The organism is Gordonia sp. GN26 (assembly GCF_054823965.1).
On the sequence record NZ_JSYC01000156.1, the window covers coordinates 1 to 413 of the forward strand.

1 protein-coding gene is annotated in these 413 nt (G+C 64.2%); it reads right to left on the reverse strand.

All coding sequences use genetic code 11. The features are described 5' to 3' along the window. Positions 1 to 413: phosphopantetheine-binding protein (locus tag OK17_RS21375; protein ID WP_461418689.1), on the reverse strand; the 413-nt coding region annotated here is incomplete at both ends.

The following is a 413-nucleotide window of genomic DNA, read 5'->3' on the forward strand; positions in this document are numbered from 1 at the left end:
GGCCGAGACTCGACACGACTCACCGGCGGCAGAGCAGGACGACGATCGGCCACCGCGGCAACCAGATCCCGCACTGACGGCGCATCGAACACATCCCGGATACCGACCTGCACACCCAACGCATCCGACACCCGCGCCACCAAACGCATCGCCGACAACGAGTTACCACCCAAATCGAAGAACGACTCGGTCACCGAAACCCGCTCGGCATCAAGCAAAGTCGCAAACACCGCCGCAACCCGCTCCTCGGCATCCGAAGCCGGAGCCACATACTCGACAGCCTCGAACACCGGCGCAGGCAACGCCTTACGATCCACCTTGCCCGACGACGTCAGCGGCATCACATCCAACCGCACCCACACCGACGGACGCATATACCCCGGCAACACCGACGCCACCGACTCGGCAACCAC